Source organism: Hydrogenophaga aquatica (assembly GCF_054780915.1).
In genome coordinates, this window is the sequence record NZ_BAAGVK010000001.1 from 75,767 (window position 1) to 92,890 (window position 17,124).

14 protein-coding genes are annotated in these 17,124 nt (G+C 66.3%); 8 read left to right on the forward strand and 6 right to left on the reverse strand.

Going from position 1 to position 17,124, the window contains the following annotated elements; genetic code table 11:
• Nucleotides 1-11: 11 nt before the first annotated feature.
• The 3 genes from ACYVHH_RS00355 to ACYVHH_RS00365 form a co-directional block, all read right to left on the reverse strand.
• On the reverse strand, nucleotides 12-1,055 hold the full coding sequence (locus ACYVHH_RS00355) for a GGDEF domain-containing protein (protein ID WP_460563000.1): 1,044 nt from the start codon (nucleotides 1,053-1,055) through the stop codon (nucleotides 12-14).
• Between the two features lie 230 nt (nucleotides 1,056-1,285).
• Nucleotides 1,286-4,423, reverse strand: a complete 3,138-nt coding sequence (locus tag ACYVHH_RS00360; RefSeq protein WP_460563001.1) for an efflux RND transporter permease subunit — start codon at nucleotides 4,421-4,423, stop codon at nucleotides 1,286-1,288.
• A gap of 24 nt (nucleotides 4,424-4,447) precedes the next feature.
• Entirely contained in the window at nucleotides 4,448-5,554 is a 1,107-nt protein-coding gene (locus ACYVHH_RS00365) for an efflux RND transporter periplasmic adaptor subunit (RefSeq protein ID WP_460563002.1), read from the reverse strand.
• A gap of 129 nt (nucleotides 5,555-5,683) precedes the next feature.
• On the opposite strand from ACYVHH_RS00365, the gene hpnC reads away from it, so the two are divergent.
• The 5 genes from hpnC to hpnE are packed head-to-tail and all read left to right on the forward strand — an operon-like array spanning nucleotide 5,684 to nucleotide 13,027.
• A complete protein-coding gene (gene hpnC / locus ACYVHH_RS00370) occupies nucleotides 5,684-6,553 on the forward strand; it encodes a squalene synthase HpnC (protein ID WP_460563003.1) in 870 nt (289 codons plus the stop codon).
• Between the two features lie 5 nt (nucleotides 6,554-6,558).
• Complete coding sequence (locus ACYVHH_RS00375) at nucleotides 6,559-7,611, forward strand: efflux RND transporter periplasmic adaptor subunit (protein WP_460563004.1); 1,053 nt, start codon at nucleotides 6,559-6,561, stop codon at nucleotides 7,609-7,611.
• A 24-nt stretch (nucleotides 7,612-7,635) separates the two neighbouring features.
• Nucleotides 7,636-10,803 (forward strand): efflux RND transporter permease subunit, encoded by a 3,168-nt coding sequence (locus ACYVHH_RS00380; RefSeq protein ID WP_460563005.1) that lies wholly within the window; start codon nucleotides 7,636-7,638, stop codon nucleotides 10,801-10,803.
• Entirely contained in the window at nucleotides 10,800-11,666 is an 867-nt protein-coding gene (gene hpnD, locus ACYVHH_RS00385; RefSeq protein ID WP_460563006.1) for a presqualene diphosphate synthase HpnD, read from the forward strand. The genes ACYVHH_RS00380 and hpnD overlap by 4 nt, the downstream gene beginning before the upstream one ends.
• Complete coding sequence (gene hpnE / locus ACYVHH_RS00390) at nucleotides 11,663-13,027, forward strand: hydroxysqualene dehydroxylase HpnE (protein ID WP_460563007.1); 1,365 nt, start codon at nucleotides 11,663-11,665, stop codon at nucleotides 13,025-13,027. The genes hpnD and hpnE overlap by 4 nt, the downstream gene beginning before the upstream one ends.
• A 4-nt stretch (nucleotides 13,028-13,031) precedes the next feature.
• Here hpnE and ACYVHH_RS00395 read toward each other — a convergent pair whose 3' ends face one another.
• On the reverse strand, nucleotides 13,032-13,676 hold the full coding sequence (locus ACYVHH_RS00395; protein WP_460563008.1) for a glutathione S-transferase family protein: 645 nt from the start codon (nucleotides 13,674-13,676) through the stop codon (nucleotides 13,032-13,034).
• Nucleotides 13,677-13,711: 35 nt separating this feature from the next.
• Nucleotides 13,712-14,410, reverse strand: a complete 699-nt coding sequence (locus tag ACYVHH_RS00400) for an HAD family hydrolase (RefSeq protein ID WP_460563009.1) — start codon at nucleotides 14,408-14,410, stop codon at nucleotides 13,712-13,714.
• Between the two features lie 19 nt (nucleotides 14,411-14,429).
• On the opposite strand from ACYVHH_RS00400, the gene hemH reads away from it, so the two are divergent.
• Genes hemH through ACYVHH_RS00415 form a run of 3 tightly spaced genes read left to right on the forward strand, consistent with a single transcriptional unit; the run spans nucleotide 14,430 to nucleotide 16,593 of the window.
• The gene (hemH, locus tag ACYVHH_RS00405) at nucleotides 14,430-15,521 is read left to right on the forward strand and encodes a ferrochelatase (protein WP_460563010.1); all 1,092 of its coding nucleotides are present in this window, start codon (nucleotides 14,430-14,432) and stop codon (nucleotides 15,519-15,521) included.
• 3 nt (nucleotides 15,522-15,524) lie between these two features.
• The gene (locus tag ACYVHH_RS00410; RefSeq protein WP_460563011.1) at nucleotides 15,525-15,974 is read left to right on the forward strand and encodes an RNA-binding S4 domain-containing protein; all 450 of its coding nucleotides are present in this window, start codon (nucleotides 15,525-15,527) and stop codon (nucleotides 15,972-15,974) included.
• A gap of 19 nt (nucleotides 15,975-15,993) precedes the next feature.
• Nucleotides 15,994-16,593 (forward strand): peroxidase-related enzyme, encoded by a 600-nt coding sequence (locus ACYVHH_RS00415; protein ID WP_460563012.1) that lies wholly within the window; start codon nucleotides 15,994-15,996, stop codon nucleotides 16,591-16,593.
• A gap of 106 nt (nucleotides 16,594-16,699) precedes the next feature.
• On the opposite strand, the gene ACYVHH_RS00420 is transcribed toward ACYVHH_RS00415, so the two are convergent.
• Nucleotides 16,700-17,119 (reverse strand): acyl-CoA thioesterase, encoded by a 420-nt coding sequence (locus ACYVHH_RS00420; protein WP_460563013.1) that lies wholly within the window; start codon nucleotides 17,117-17,119, stop codon nucleotides 16,700-16,702.
• Nucleotides 17,120-17,124: the final 5 nt, after the last annotated feature.

The window sequence follows — 17,124 nt, forward strand, 5'->3', positions numbered from 1 at the left end:
GTATGTGCGCATCAGAAGAGTTCGACGTCTCCCTCGGGGCGGTGTTCCAGCTCGGCACTGGCACCCACATGCCGTTCATAGCCGCGTACCAGGTTGCGGCCCTGGGCCTTCGCCAGGTACACGCCCTTGTCGGCCCGTTCGAAGGCGGCCGCAGGCGTGTCGTGATCACGCACCCGCGTGAAGCCGACGCTGGCCGTGATACGGCCAACCTGCGGGAAGGGGTACTGTTCCACGTTGTGCCGGAAGCGCTCAAAGATCGCATGCGCGGCGTTTTCGTCGTCTGCCCGCAGGAGCACGACGAACTCCTCTCCGCCAAAACGGTACAGGCGATCGTCATGCCGGAAGGTGCTGCGCATGACGCGCGCGATCAGCAACAGCACCTCGTCGCCGATCAGGTGGCCGTGGCGGTCGTTCACCAGCTTGAAATGATCGATGTCGATCACGCCCAGCCAGTAGGCAGAGCTGTCGTGGGCGCGCCGCTGCCCGCAGGCAAGACCATCTGGAGGCGTACGGCCCGAAGAGCTCGTGGCTTTGAAGAAGGTCTCGTCGAAAGATTTGCGGTTGAGCAGCGACGTGAGTGAATCGCGTTCGCTGTAGTCCAGCAGGCTCAGGAAATTTTGGTAAATCCGGGCAATGCCCTCCACCATCCTGATGGTGGAGGGTTCTGGCTCGGCCCCCAGCAAGACTTCGATCAGCAGCGCACGCTCGCCATCTGACAGCACGGGCACGACCAGGCACGGACGCCCGGCATACTCGTACACGCCGGTCTGCCGGCTTTCGACCGTCGCAAGGCGGTGGGGGAAATCGTTCAGAAGGTCGAGCTCATCCGGCGAGGCCCAGGGCGAGGTGGAAGCAGGCGCGACCATGCCGGGGGCGATATGGGACCTGACCAGACAGCGCCATTCGTCGTTCCAGGGCATCACCTCGATCAGGGTGACGACCGCCTGCTGCAACAGGGCGCGAAGCACCTCGACAAGGACGGAATCTGTCGTGTCCCGGTCCTTGACGTGCGTCAGGCGAGCCACCTGTTCAAGGTGGGTGAGGGAATCGTGCATGCAGCGCCAGTTGCCTGTTCTCGTGGGTAGATAAGACAAGGCCATGCGTCAAACCGCCGGTGAGGGACGGGCACGCGCTTCACTCGGTCCCGCACCCCGGCATGAGCAAAAGCGCATTTATCCGGGATGCAAGGCACCGGAACACGTCCAAAGCCTTGAGCGCCGAAGATAATACCACTTTTATCGATAAGGGAATTCACCTATTCGCGGCCTGAACAGCGGCTGATAACTCAGGCCACGGCTGGCTCGCGCCTGACTCGGAACCAGGCCGCGTACATGGCCGGCAAGGCGAGCAAGGTGAGCACTGTGGCGACAACCAGCCCCCCCATGATGGCCACGGCCATGGGTCCCCAGAAAACGCTGCGCGACAAGGGAATCATGGCCAGCACGGCCGCGGCCGCGGTCAGCACGATGGGCCTCAGGCGGCGCACTGCCGCCTCGACGATCGCATCCCAAGCGGGCACGCCGCGCGCACGGTCCTGTTCGATCTGGTCGATCAGGATGACCGAGTTGCGCATGATCATCCCCATCAGCGCGATCACACCCAGCAGCGCCACGAAACCGAAGGGGCGGTCGAGCAGCAGCAGCGCCATGGCCACCCCCGCCATGCCCAGCGGCCCGGTGAGGAAGACGAGCATCGCCCGGCTGAAACTGTGCAGCTGCAGCATCAGCAGGGTGAAGGTGATGAAAAGCATCATCGGCATGCCCGCGGCAATCGAGGACGAGCCCTTGCTGCTCTCGGCGACGGTGCCCGCCACGTCCACCCGGTACGAGCCGTTCCCAGCGGCTGCCCACTGCGCTTCCAGGGAACGGATGGCGGGCAGCAACTCGTCGGTGACCGTGGCCCCTTGCAGTCCGGCAACGATATCGCCCTGCACGGTGATGGCGTACTCGCGGTTCTCACGCCACATCACACCGGGCTCCCAGGCAAACACCGGGCGCGCGATCTGCGTCAAAGGAACCGGCCGCCCGCTCGCCGTGGGCAGGTAGGCATTGGCCAGCTCCGAGACCGCATCGCGCTCGGCCAGCGGCTGACGCAGGACGATGTCAATGAGCTTGTCACCCTCGCGGTACTGCCCCACCGTGCTCCCTGCCAGGGCTATGCGGGCGGTCTGGGCAATGGACGCGCTGCTGACGCCCAGCGCGCGCGCCTTGGTCTGGTCGACTTCCAGGCGCACCACCTTGATCGATTCGTTCCAGTTGTCGTTCACGCCGCGCGTGTTCGGGCTGTCGCGCATGATCTGCTTGACCAGATCGGCACGCTCCCGGAGCAGTGCGGGGTCAGGCCCGATGACGCGGAACTGGACCGGGTAGGCCACGGGCGGGCCGCTGGCCAGGAGCTTGACCCTCCCGCGAACCTCGGGAAACTCCTGCGCCAGCAGCGCAGGCAGTTCGCGCACGAGCCGGTCGCGCTGTTTCAGGTCCGCCGCCATTAGCAACAGCTGCGACACGTTGCTCTGCGGGAATATCTGGTCCAGCGGCAGGAAGAAACGCGGCAGGCCGGAGCCAACCCAGGTCGTCACGTGCTCCACGCCCTGCACCTGACGCAGGCGCTCCTCGACCCGCCGGGTCACTTCCTCGTTGGCCGAGAAGGAGCTGCCCTCAGGCAACCACACGTCAACCATGATTTCCGGCCGGTTGGAGTCCGGGAAGAACTGCTGCTGGACTTGCGTCATGCCGGCCAGGCCCAGCACGAAGGTCAGGACCGTGGCACCGATGGTGAGCCAACGGTGCTTGACGCACCAGTCGACCATGCGCCTGAACCTCACGTAGAAGGGTCCGTCGAACACCTCGGTCACGGGCCCGGTGTGGGGCTTGACCTTGAGCAACTTGACACCCAGGAAGGGGACGAAATAGACCGCGACGATCCAGGACAGCACCAGCGCCGTGGCCGTCACGGCGAAGATGGCAAAGGTGTATTCGCCCACGGTTGACCGGGCAAAACCGATGGGCAGGAAACCGGCGGCCGTGATGAGTGTCCCGGTGAGCATGGGCATGGCGGTCACGTCCCAGGTGAAGGTGGCCGCACGCATGATGTCGTACCCCTCCTCCAGCTTGCGCACCATCATCTCGACCGCGATGATCGCGTCGTCCACGAGCAGGCCCAGCGCGATGATCAACGACCCGAGCGAGATCTTGTGCAACCCGATGCCCCAGTAATGCATGACCAGGAAGGTCATGGCCAGGACCAGGGGAATGGTGATGAAGACCACCAGCCCGGGCCGGGCGTCCAGCGTGAAGCGGCGCAGGCCGCGGCCGTTGGGATTGCGGTGCAGGCCCAGGCTGAGAAAGCTGACCACCAGCACGACCACGACCGCTTCGATGAGCACCTTCACGAACTCGTTGACCGAGGTGGTCACGGTATCGGGCTGGTCCTGCACCTGGACCAGCTGCATGCCCGCGGGCAGGCTTGCGCCTATCGCGTCCACCTTCGCCTTCAGTGCCTTGCCGAGAGCGATGATGTCGCCCCCCTTGGCCATGGAAACGCCCAGGGCGATGCCGTCCTTGCCATTGTGCAGGACCTTGACCTGCGGCGGGTCGATGTATCCACGCCGGACATCAGCAACGTCACCGAGCCGCAGTTGTTGGCCGTTGGCTGCGCGGATGGGCATGGCCCGCAGCTCGTCCACCGACTGGAACGCGCCAACCACACGCACGGCCACAGCATCCTGCGGCGTCTGTACCGTGCCAGCGGGTGCCACGGCATTCTGCTGCCCCAGCTGGTCAAGCACCTGGTTCATGTCCAGCCCCAGCGTGGCAAGCCTTTGCCGCGACACCTCGATGTAGACCTTCTCGTCCTGGACGCCGAACAATTCCACCTTGGCGACACTGTGGACGCCGAGCAGCTCCTGGCGGATGCGGTCGGCCTCGGCCTTGAGTTCGGCAGGCGAATAGCCGTCGCCCTGCAACGCGTAGATGACACCGAACACATCGCCGAACTCGTCGTTGAAGTACGGGCCCACCACCCCTGGCGGCAACGTACCGCGCATGTCACCGATCTTCTTGCGCACGGTGTACCAGATCTGCTGCAGTTCCTTGGGCGGCGAAGAATCCGCCACCTGGAAGATGATCAGCGTCTCGCCGGGCTTGGAATAGCTTCGGATGATGTCGGCATACGGCACTTCCTGAAGGGTTTTCTCCAGCTTGTCGGCCACCTGTTCGGCCATCTGCTGCGCGCTGGCACCGGGCCAGTAGGCACGCACAACCATGGCCCGGAAGTTGAAGGGGGGGTCTTCGTCCTGCCCCAGCTGGAAGTAGGCGGCGAAACCCAGCACGAGCAGCACGACCATCAGGTAGCGCGTCAGCGGCTGATGGTTCAGCGCCCATTCGGACAGGTTGAAACGGGAACGGATGGAGGTGTCGCTCATGGGTATCTCCGCTCGAAAGCCTGATCAGCGGGACGCGACCGAGCCGTAGCGCGTGACCTGCTGGCCTTCGGTCAGCACGTGCACACCGGCGCTCACAACTTCCTCGCCCGGCCGCAGTCCGCCTGCGATCACCGCGAGATTGCCATCCACCCCGGCCACTTCCACCGGCCGTGCCCGCACCGTGCCCGTTGCGGCGTCGAACACCCAGACGGCGCTTCCCTGGCCTTGCTTCCACAGCGCCCCAGTCGGCAGATGAATCACCGCTGGCGCAGCGGCAGCAGCCGTGGCGGGCTTTAAGCGGACGGTTGCCGTGGCCCCCAGCGGCGGCTGCGCCGCGCCTTCTATGGCCACCTTGACGGCATAGGTGCGTGTCACCGGGTCTGCGCTGGCGGCCACTTCCCGCACGCGCCCCGGCAGCTTCAGCTTGCTGCCGTCACCATTGCGCGACCAGAGCGCCACCTCGGCCGGCATCCCGGCGCGAACGGCGGCCACGACATCTTCCGGGACGGACAGCACCGCGTCTCGCGGACCGTTGCGCGCGAGCCGGACCACCGGGGCACCGGCGGACACGACCTGCCCAGGCTCGGCGTCCACCCCGACGACAACGCCGTCCGCGTCAGCGGTCAAACGCGCATAGCCCGCCTGATTGCTTTGGACACTGGCCTGGGCCTGGGCCTGGTCCAGCGACGCCTGGGCGGCGCGCAGAACGGCTTCCCGGCGCTCCAGTTCCGCGCCGCTGATGAAACCTTGCTGGCGCAGAGCCTCGAAACGCCGGAAGTCCGCGGCAGCCAGGTCCCGCTGCGTCTGCGCGGCAACAACCTGTGCCGCGGCGGCCTCGGCCCCCGAGCGCAGGTCCTGGGCATCCAGCATGGCGAGCAACTGGCCCGCCTTGACGGCCTGACCCACCTCGGCCGGACGTTGAACCAGTTTGCCCCCTACCCTGAAGCCCAGGCGGGATTCGGTTCGCGCCCGGATCTCTGCTGCATACTCCTGCTCAGCGGAAAGGGAGCGCGCTTCAACCGTTGTCAGCTTCACCGCGCGCACGGGGTCTAGTTGCGGTGCCTGACGTGTGCATGCCGGCAAGGCGGCAACCAGAACGAGCAGAACGGGCAGGGAAGGAAACCGGTACATGGCTGTGGCACCCCAAAAAATTAATGACCAGCGGGTTATTAACGCAAAATGATAACCGAAGCCCGAGGGTCGTGCGCGAACCGGCCGTCCTGGCGGCGGCGGCCCTTGGCGCTGTGGCAACATCCGGGCATGCAAGGCGTGGACCATTACGAGAATTTCCCCGTGGCCTCGTGGCTCTGCCCGCGGCGGCTGCGTCCACCCATCGCCGCCATCTACCGGTTCGCGCGCACGGCCGACGACATGGCCGACGAAGGCGATTCACCTGCCGAGGAACGCCTGGCGGCACTGCACAGCTACCGGCAGGAACTGCTGCAGCACCTTGACGGGGAACCGCCCCCGGACCCGCGCTGGCCCGAGGTGTTCATCCCGCTAGCGCGGCAGGTGGCGCTGTTCCAACTGCCACGTCAGCCACTGCTGGACCTTCTGGATGCCTTCGCACAGGATGTCCGCTACACGGCCGAGTCGGCGCGCTACGCGGACATGGACGAACTGCTCGACTACTGTCGGCGGTCCGCGAACCCGGTGGGGCGCCTGCTGCTCCACCTGTACGGCGTGCGCGACGGCCGTTCCCTGACGGAAAGCGATGCCATCTGCTCCGCGCTGCAACTGATCAACTTCTGGCAGGACCTGGGCCAGGACCTGGCACGCTCCCGGCATTACCTGCCGCTGGACACCATGCGCCGCCATGGCGTAACGCTGACCAGCCTGACGCCCAACCACGACAGCCCGGGCGCACGCGCCATGGTGAAGGAACTGGCAGTGCATGCGAGGCGGCTGATGGAGTCGGGAGCGCCGCTGGCGGCCCGCCTGCCAGGAAGAGTGGGCTGGGAACTGCGGCTCGTGGTACAGGGCGGCCTGCGCATCCTCGACAAGATCGAAGCCCTCCACTGGCGCACCTGGCAGAGCCGCCCTCGCCTTCATGCGCCCGACGTGGCATTGATGCTCTGGCGTGCCACGAGAATGCGGCCATCCCTCTCACCCGAGCCTGTGGAACAGTGATTGACATGCAAGACCTCTCAACAACCCGGCGCCTGCTGGGCGCCGTCGCGCTTGGCCTTCTGATTGCCCTGCCTGCCGCGGCGCAAGCACCCGCAGCTGCCCCATCAACGGCACCCCCGGCCATCGAGACCGCGCGGCTGGACAGCGTCTGGGTCCAACCGGCGCGCAGCGCCTCGGCCCAGGTCCTTGCACGCAACGAGTCGCGCCTGACGGCTGAAGTCCAGGGCACGCTGCTGCGCTGGACCGTGGACGTGGGTGCCCAGGTCCGCAAGGGCGATCTGCTGGCGCAGATAGACCCGAAAGACATGGAACTGGCGCAGCAACGCGCGCAGGCCGCACGGGACGCCGCGCAGGCGCGGCTGACACTGGGCGAGGCGCAATTGACGCGTGCCCGCGAGCTGGTTGCTCAGGGCTTCTTCTCACAGGAAGCCCTGGCGCAACGCGAAACCGAGGTGGCGCTGCAAAGGGCTGAAGTGGCCAACGCGGAAGCGCAGCTGCAGACGGCGCGCAGGCAGCTATCGAAAACCCGCATTCACGCCCCTTTTTCCGGCACCGTGGTGCAAAGGCTGGCGCAGCTGGGGGAACCCGTGACACCCGGCAGCGTGCTGTACGTGCTGTCGCAATCGGACGCCGCCGAACTCCACGCGAACGTGACGCCTCTGGACGTCCCCAGCCTGCAACGCGCAAAACAGATCACCTTTGAACCGCAGGGCTCTGGAGACAAGCTGCCCCTGCGCCTGTTGCGGGTGACCGCCACCGTCCAGAGCAGCACCAGGATGCAAAGCGCGCGCCTGGCATTCGCCCAGGCGGACCGCGCCGCGCCCGCAGGAACCACCGGCTTGCTGCACTGGAACGACCCGGCCCCGCACGTGCCCGCCACGCTGATCGTCAAACGCGGGCAGACGCTCGGCGTGTTTGTCCGTGAGGGCAATGCCATCCGGTTCGTGGCGCTTCCCCACGCCCAGGAAGGCCGCGCCGCCCTGGTCACACTGCCTGGGCAGACACAGCTTGTCGTCAAGGGACAGGCCACGTTGCAAGACGGCCAGAAACTGGACTGACGGGAGAACACGTCCGTGTCGATCATGCGCACCCTGATCACCAACCACCCGCTGGCCAACATCGCCTTCGTCGTGGTCCTGCTGCTGGGCCTGTTCAGCTACCGGCAGATGCCACGCGAACAGGACCCGGAAATCAACTTCAACTGGGTGAACATCACGACCGCGCTGCCCGGGGCCAGCGCCGAGGACGTGGAAAGACTGGTCACCAACCCCCTTGAGGACGCCATCAAGGGCGTGGCGGATGTGCGCTTCGTCGTCTCCAACTCGCGGGAAAACGTCTCCAGCATGCTGGTGCGCTTCCGCGAGATCAACGAGCGCACGTTCGACAAGCGCATGAACGATCTGCGGCGCGAGATCCAGAACAAGGCGTCCAGCGAACTGCCGGACGAGGCGCGCGACCCGCGCATCCTGGAGATCACCACGTCCAACGGCTTTCCCACCGCGGCGTTGCGCCTGATCGGGCAGGCCGACGATGAAACCCTGCGGCTCGCCGCAAGACGTATCAAGGGCGACCTGGAGCGGCTCAGCGGCGTGGACCAGGTGTTTGCCTCCGGCTTGCGCGACCCGGAAATTCTCGTGAGCCCAGACGCCGCAGCGCTTGCGGCGCGCGGACTCACCGCCACCGACGTGGCAGATGCCTTGCGCAACTGGTGGCGTGACACCTCGGCAGGAACGCTGAAGACCAGCGGCGGCGCCTGGTCGGTCAGCCTGCGCGGCGTGCTCACGGACCCTCAGACACTCGCGACCTTGCCCGTCACGTCGGCCAGCCGCCCTTCGGCCGGTGCGCGCCTGGGTGATGTGGCACGAATCGAGCGCGCGCGCGCCAACGCGTCGCAATACGCGGCGTCGGACGGGCAGCCGACCATATCCATGGCGCTGACCAAAAAATCGCGCACCAACACGCTGGAACTCATGGACCGCGTGCGCGCCTACATCGACGGACAGAACCCCATTCTCCTGCAGCAAGGCCTGCGTCTGGCGCTCACCGACGACCAGACCGTGCCGACGCGGGAGGCCATCGACGTGATGCAGACCAACGCGCTGTACGGCATGCTGCTGGTACTGGCCGTGTGCTGGCTGTTCCTGGGCTGGCGCATTGGCGTGCTGGTGGCGCTGGGGATTCCGTTCTCCCTGCTTGGCACCTTCGCCATACTGGCTCCGCTGGGCTACACGGTCAACGTGTCCGTGTTGCTTGGCGTCGTCATCGCCCTGGGCATGCTGGTGGACGACGCCGTCGTCGTGGTCGAGTCCATCTACTACCGCATGGAGCGCGGCCAGCAGGCGCTGGAAGCCAGCCTGGAGGGCATGGTCGAGGTCTGGAAGCCCGTGCTGGCTTCGGTGGCCACCACGCTGGCGGCCTTCCTGCCCCTGATGCTGCTGCCCGGCATCGTCGGCAAGTTCATGTTCGTGATTCCGTTCGTCGTCACGCTGGCGCTGGTCATCTCGCTGGCGGAAGCGTTCTGGATGATGCCTGTCCACGTCAGTGTGATCGGCGTGCGCCTGGACCGCCCGTCGCGCGTGCAACGCTGGCGCAACGGGTTTAACCGTGCCATACGCCTGCGTTACGGCCAATGGCTGACCTATGTGCTGCGCCGCCCGAAGCGCTTTGCACTGGTTGGTCTGGCCAGCATGGGGCTGGCGGTGGCATTGCTGGGCACTGGCGTGGTGAGGGTGCAGTTCTTCGCGTTCGACCCGATTCGCGCCTTCTACGTCAACGTCGACATGCCCGCCACGGCCTCGCTCGAGGACACGCTGGCTGCCACGCAGGCAGTGGAGCGCGCCGTGCGTGAACGCCTGAAGGGTGTGGGCGATGCCCTGGAAGAACACGAGGCCCGTGCGGTGACGTCCACCGCCGGCCTGAAGTTCACCGACACCGAGCCCGTCTATGGCGACCAGTACGGCCAGGTGTTCGTGTCGCTCAACCCGCACACCGCCGAGGCACGCGAAGTGCAGCAGGTGGTGGAGGACATGCGCGCGGACATCGAATCCTTGCCTGGTCCAGGCAGGAAGAGCTTCACCGTGCTGTCTGGCGGGCCGCCCGCTGGCAAGGCCATCAGCGTCAAGGTGCGTGGTGACGACTTCACTGCGATCCAGTCCGCGGCGGACGCCATCAAGGCCATCGTTGCCGGCGTACCCGGGGCGAAAGACGTGCAGGACGACAACCTTCCTGGCAGACCGCAGCTGCAGCTGGCGCTCAACCGTGAAGCGATGCGCGACCTGGGCCTGAATGCCTCGCAGGTCGCCCGCATGGTGCGCCTGGCGGTGGATGGCGAGACCGTGGCATTTACCCGCGACGAGGGCGACAAGATCGAACTGCGCGTGCGAGGTGCTGCGGCGCTTGGCCTGCGCGACGACCCCGGCCAACTGCTGGACGAGCCGGTGGCGCTGCCGAACGGCCAGGTCACGCGGTTGGGAACGCTGGTGGACGTGAGCGTGCAGCCGGGGCGGGGGTTCATCCGTCACTACAACCTGCGGCGAACCATCACGGTGGAAGCCAACCTTGACAAGGAGATCACCGACACCCGCGTGGCCAACGACATGATCAAGGGAGGCTGGGAAAGCGTCCGCACCCAGCACCCTGGGATCGACCTCGACTTCTCCGGCGAGCTGGAAGACATCGAGGAAAGCCTCTCGGCGATGCAGTCGCTGTTCCTGTTTGGCATCGGGCTGATCTACCTCATCCTGGCGGCGCAGTTCCGGAGCTACTTCCAGCCAATGATGATCCTGGTCTCGGTGCCGCTGGCGTTCACCGGGGTGGCCTATGGCCTGGCGCTGTCGGGCAACCCGCTTTCGCTCTACACCCTGTACGGCGTGATCGCGCTGACAGGCATCGCGGTGAACTCCGCGATCGTGCTGATCGACGCGGCCAACGACAGGTTGAACAACGGCATGGGGCTGATGCACGCCACCGTGTACGCCGCACGCCGGCGGGTGGTGCCCATCATCATCACGTCGACCACCACCATCGGGGGGCTGGCCTCCCTGGCCTTCGGGCTGGGCGGGCACAGCCTGCTGTGGGGCCCGGTGGCCGCCAGCATCGTGTGGGGGCTGGCCTTCTCCACCGTGCTCACACTGTTCATGGTGCCCCTGCTCTACCTGATGTTCATGCGCCGCCACGCCGCCCGGTTGGCCCGGGAAGCGTCGGCTGCGGCCTTGGGTACACTCCCGGTGCCCCACACCAGCCACGCATGACGCCACAAGACTACGTCCAGCAAAAAGCCGCCGCTTCGGGCAGCAGCTTCTACTACGCCTTCCTGTTCCTGCCACCCCAGCGGCGCGCGGCCATCACGGCGTTCTACGCCTTCTGCCGCGAGATCGACGACGTGGTGGACGAAGTCACCGACCCTGGCGTGGCACAGGCCAAGCTGGACTGGTGGCGCAAGGAGGTGGCACGCACCTTCTCCACCAGCGCACAGACGCCAGACCACCCCGCGCTGCAGGCCATGGTGCCGCACCTGGGCACGTTTGGCATAGAGGCACACCACCTGCTGCAGATCATCGATGGCTGCCAGATGGACCTGGAGCAGTCCCGCTATCTGGACTATGCCAACCTGCAGCGCTACTGCCACCTGGTGGCAGGGGTGGTTGGCGAAGTGGCCGCACGCATCTTCGGCCAGACGGAGGCCCGGACCACCGAGTACGCCCACCGGCTCGGGCTGGCCTTCCAGCTCACCAACATCATCCGTGACGTGGGCGAAGACGCCGTGCGTGGCCGCATCTACCTGCCAGTGAACGAACTGCAGCGCTTCGACGTGAAGGCCCACGAACTGCTCAAGCGCGGCAGTGCGAGCGACGACACCTTTCCCGCGCGCTTCAAGGCGCTGATGGCCTTCCAGATCGAGCGCGCGCTGGCCACCTACGACGAGGCACTGGCCCTGCTGCCACCAGCCGACCGCAGAACACAGAAGCCCGGTCTGATGATGGCCAACATCTACCGCACACTGCTGCGCGAAATCGCCACCGACCCCATGCTGGTACTGACGCAGCGTGTGAGCCTGACGCCCTTGCGCAAGTTCTGGCTGGCCTGGAAGGTACAGGCCCTGGGGCGGCTGTGAAACCAGCCGGACGGCGCCTGGCCATCGTCGGGGGCGGCTGGGCCGGGCTGGCTGCCGCCGTGCGAGCCGTGGAACTGGGCTGGCAAGTCAGCGTGTTCGAGGCGGCGCGCCAGTGGGGCGGACGGGCCCGTGCGCTCGACATCCCCTGGCCAGCCGGCCTGCCCAACCCCGAAGGCCAGCCTGCGCTTCGGCTGGACAACGGCCAGCACATCCTGATCGGTGCCTACACCGACACCCTGCGCCTGATGCAGAAAGTGGGCATATCAGGGCAGCACGCCCTGCTCCCCATGCCCCTGGCCCTTCGGTTCCCTGATGGTCACGGCCTTGCCACGCCGCCTTGGGCTAGGTGTTGGCCTGCACCGCTGGACGTGCTGGCCGCGATGGCCACGGCGACAGGCTGGCGCTGGAGCGAGCGTTGGGCGTTTCTGCGGGCAACGCTGGGCTGGCGGGTGCGCGGGTTCAAGTGTGCACCCGGCCTGACGGTGGCTGAGCTGTGCTCCAGCCTGCCCGAATGCGTGAAGCAGGACATGATCGAACCGCTGTGCGTGGCGGCCCTCAACACCCCAATGGAGCAGGCCAGCGCTCAGGTTTTCCTGCGGGTCTTGCGCGACGCCCTGCTGGGCGAGGGCCTTCCGCCCTACCGAAGTGCCGACCTCTTGCTGCCCACAGCCGACCTGGGAAGCCTGTTCCCGGACAAGGCTGCCCAATGGCTCACCAGGCACGGGGCGCGGTTGGCGCTGGGGCAGCGCGTCACTGCGCTGCACATGCAGGAAGGCAACTGGCAGCTCCAAGGGGTCGAAGATGGCGGCGCCGGATACGATCACGTTGTTCTGGCCTGCCCGGTGGCGGACGGGGCGCGCCTGGTCAGGCGACTGCCTTCCCCTGCACCGCAAGCCCTTGAATGGCTGGCAGCCGCCGAAGGCCTGCACTACGAGCCCATTGCCACCACCTACGTGCTGACTCGGCATACCCCGGCCTGGCCGGGCCCGTTACCCATGCTGGCGCTGCGCAGCGGCCCCCGCCACGGCCCCGCGCAGTTCGTGTTCGACCGCGCCCGCCTGGGCGGCCCCAGCGGCCTCTTGGCCTTCGTCAGCAGCGCCTGCCGGCTGGACAGGGAATCCCTGCAGACCGCCGTTCTGGCCCAGGCCCGCGAACAACTCGACCTACAGGACGCCGAGGCACTGCTCACGGTGGTGGAAAAACGCGCCACCTTTGCCTGCACGCCGGCCTTGAAGCGGCCAGACCAACGCATTGCCCCGGGCCTGTGGGCGGCGGGAGACGCGATCGACGGCCCTTACCCCGCCACGCTGGAAGGCGCCATCCGCAGCGGCATGGGCACGGTGGGCAGCCTGCCCCGCTGAAACCTCAACCCCGTGCGCGCAAGGCCAGGTAGGCTGGGCGGTTCACGCAGCGCAGCACCCACTCGTGGACCAGAGGGAACTCTTCCATCAGGTGACGCGCCGGGCGCGCCCAGTTCACCACACTCGCCACGCAGATGTCGGCCACGGTAAAGCGCTCGGCGGCCAGATGCAGCCAACCGCGCGCCGCCTGCGTGGCCAGATGCTGCTCCAGCACACGCAGAGGCACACGCAGGCGCTTTTCGGCCTGCTCGGCCAAGTCGGGCTTGCGCTGTTCCTGCGGCATCGTCATGCGGTGCATGAGCACCGTCAGCGCGTCTTTCTCCACCTCGGTCACGGTCCAGAAAGCCCAGCGCAGGGCTTCGGCGTCCTCCAGGGGGCTGGAGGGTGAAATGCCCTCGCCCTTGCCGTGGTGACGCGCGATGTAAAGCGCGCAGGCCATCGACTCCCAAACCACCACCTGCCCCTCGGGCCTGTCATCCAACACCACGGGAATGTGCCCGTTGGGGTTGAGTGCCAGGAATTCCGGGGTGCGCGTGGCACCGCCCTGGTAGGGCGTGGGCTCGTGGCGGTAGGCCAAACCCAGTTCTTCGGCAACCCACAGCGGGCGGATGGCACGTGACGCAACGATGCCGTGAATGGTCAGACTCATGCGGGTCTCCACAGATCAGAAACGAAAAAAGGGGGTCAGCGAAGCAGCGATTCGCACAGGGCGTGCAGGTCGTTCACCACCAGATGCGGCTGGTGCAGGGCATGCGGCCAGTCGTGCCCCGCGCGGTTGACCCACGCCGTCTGCATGCCTGCGCCCAGGGCGCCCAACACGTCCAGCGTAGCGTCATCACCCACGTGCAGGACGGCCTCTGGGGCCACGCCAGCCTGACGCGCCGCCACGCCGAAGATGTGCGGATCGGGTTTGCCCACGCCCACCTCTCGAGCAGTCACGTGACCATGGAAGTGCTTGCCAATGCCCACCCGGTGCACATCCGCGTTGCCGTTGGACAAGGCGACCACGGGGTAACGCGTGGCCAGGGCCTCCAGGGCAGGCAGCGCATCCTCGTAAAAGGTGACGCGGTGCCGCTGCTCAAAGAACACCTCGAATGCAGGCTCGGCCAGCGCCGGGTCATCACCAGCCCGGCGCAAGCCCAGGCGGATGGATTCGCGCCGCAACAGCGACAGGTCATGGGCCATGTGCGCCCATTGCCGCTCCACCTCGGTTCGAACGGCTCTGCGGTTGGCCGTGTCGCCCAGAAAGGCCGCCGTGGCTGGCGCGTTGGCCCCGAGCCAGTCCAGCAGCACCTGTTCAGCGCGTTCGATGGTGGGCCAGACGGGCCACAAGGTGTCGTCCAGGTCCAGGGTGATGGCCTTGATGCGTGATGGATCGAGCATAGGTGGGTGAGAATACCGCATGGCTTTCCGAAAAGAACCCCCGTACACCCATGGGCAGACAGCCCGAACAGGCATTCTTCTGTGCAACCTGGGCACGCCAGAGGCGCCCACGGCCAGCGCCTTGCGCCGGTACCTGGCGGAATTCCTGAGCGACCCGCGCGTGGTGGAGATCCCCAAGCCCATCTGGTGGCTGATCCTGCATGGGATCATCCTGCGGGTGCGCCCGGCCAAGTCTGCCGCCAAGTACGCTACCGTCTGGACACCCGAAGGCTCCCCGCTGAAGGTGTGGACCGAGAAACAGGCCACCCTGCTGCGCGGCTACCTGGGCGAGCGCGGCCACAAGCTGGAAGTGCGCTACGCCATGCGCTATGGCCAGCCCTCCGTCGCCAGCCAGCTCGACGCGATGAAGGCTGCTGGCTGCACGCGGATACTGGTGGTGCCCGCCTACCCACAGTACAGCGGTGCCACGGTGGCCAGCGTGCTGGACGCGGTGTTCGCCTGGGGCAAACAGGTGCGCAACGTGCCGGAGCTGCGCTTCGTCAACCGTTACCACGACGACACGGGCTACATCGACGCGCTCAAGGTTTCCGTGCAGCAGCACTGGATGGCGCACGGCCGCCCCGACAAGCTCGTCATGAGCTTTCACGGCATGCCCGAACGCACGCTGCACCTGGGTGACCCGTACCACTGCGAATGCCTCAAGACGGGCCGCCTGCTGGCCGAGGCGCTGGGCCTCAAACCCGAGGAATACGTGGTGACCTTCCAGTCCCGCTTTGGCAAGGCCAAGTGGCTGGAACCGTACACCGAACCCACGCTCATTGCGCTGGGCAAGGCGGGCGTGGGCCGCGTGGACGTGGTCTGCCCCGGCTTTGCCGCGGACTGCATCGAGACGCTGGAGGAGATCGACCAAGAAGCGCGCGAAGCCTTCCTGCACGCGGGCGGCAAGGCCTTCCATTACATCCCCTGCCTGAACGACAGCGCACCGTGGATGCGCGCCTTGAGCGACCTGTGCGAACGCCATCTGAGCGGGTGGCCGACCAAACAAGAACCGGACGCTCAGGCCGCAACGGCCAGCCGGGCGCGGGCCGTTGCGATGGGAGCCAAGGTCTGAATCATGAGCCATCAGCCTCCCGTGCAAGACAAAATCCGCCTGGACAAATGGCTCTGGGCGGCGCGCTTTTTCAAGACCCGCAGTCTGGCGGGCGACGAAATCGACAAAGGCCGTGTGCGCGTCAATGGGCAGGTAGCGAAGGCTTCGCGCGAGCCCAGGGTAGGTGACGAAATCGAATTCCGCGCCGGGCACGTGACGCGCACGGTCGTGGTCAGGGCGCTGAGCGCCGTGCGCGGCCCGGCACCCCAAGCCGCACTGCTCTATGAGGAAACGGCGGCGTCCATACTGGCGCGGCAACAGTCGGCAGAGCAAAGGCGTCTGGCACCCGAACCGGCTTCCACCATTGAGCAGGGCCGCCCCACCAAACGCGACAGGCGCCAGCTGCAGCATCTGCGATCATCCGGCAACGCCCCAGACTGGAACGACCGCTGGAGCGCATCTCTCGAAGATTGACCCTCACAGAAGAAAGACGATGGAGACGACCCGCTACCCCTTCCCCGACCTCAACACCCTGCCCGAGGACATCCGCGCCAAGATCCTGGAGGTGCAGGACAAGGCGGGCTTCATACCGAACGTGTTCCTGGCGCTGGCCCGCCGCCCGGCGGAGTGGCGCGCCTTCTTCGCCTACCACGACGCGCTGATGACGCCTGAGACCGTTGGCCGCGAGAGCGGTCTGACCAAGGGCGACCGCGAAATGATCGTTACCACCACCAGCGCGGCCAACCAGTGCCTGTACTGCGTGGTGGCGCACGGTGCCATTCTGCGCATCTACGAAAAGAAGCCGCTGGTGGCCGACCAGGTAGCTGTGAATTACCGCAAGGCCAACATCAGCCCGCGCCAGCGCGCCATGCTGGACTTCGCCATGAAGGTTTGCGAGCGTTCGCACGAGATCGCCGACAGCGACTTCGCCGCGCTGCATGCCCACGGCTTCAGCGACGAGGACGCCTGGGACATCGCCGCCATCACCGCCTTTTTCGGGCTGAGCAATCGCATCGCATCCTTTAGCGGCATGCAGCCCAACCCTGAGTTCTACCTGATGGGCCGCGTACCCAAGGCCAAGCCAGCGGCCTGATCTGGATGTGTGGGAGGCCAAGGCGTGTGTGCCCAGGGGCTGCCGCTTCAACGAGGCGGCCGGTGGACACAGCCCTTGAGGTCAACGCAAACAACGCAGCAAACCGTCAGCCAATAAGCTCCCGCAGCCGCTGCGGCATAGGCGCAGACTTTTGGTTTGGAAAGTCCACCCACACCACCGTCGCACCACCGTTGGCATAAACCGTGTCGGGGTCGTCTGTGCGCAGCATCTCGTGGTAGGTGTCAAACGAGGTGCGGCCCGCTTCCCCGGCATAGGTGCGCACCAGCACCTCACCCGGGAACTCAAGCTGCCGGATGAAGTTGCAAAACGCATTCACGATCACCGGCCCTTCGCCCTGCGGATTGGCCGGCACACCGGACTCGAACATCCACTGCAACCGCGCAATCTCCATGTAACGGAAATACAGCGTGTTGTTGACGTGGCCCATGGCGTCCATGTCACCCCAGCGTATGGGCACGGTCATCGTGTGGATCAGTTTCTTCTGCTCGGGCACTTCCAGCTTCATGCGAC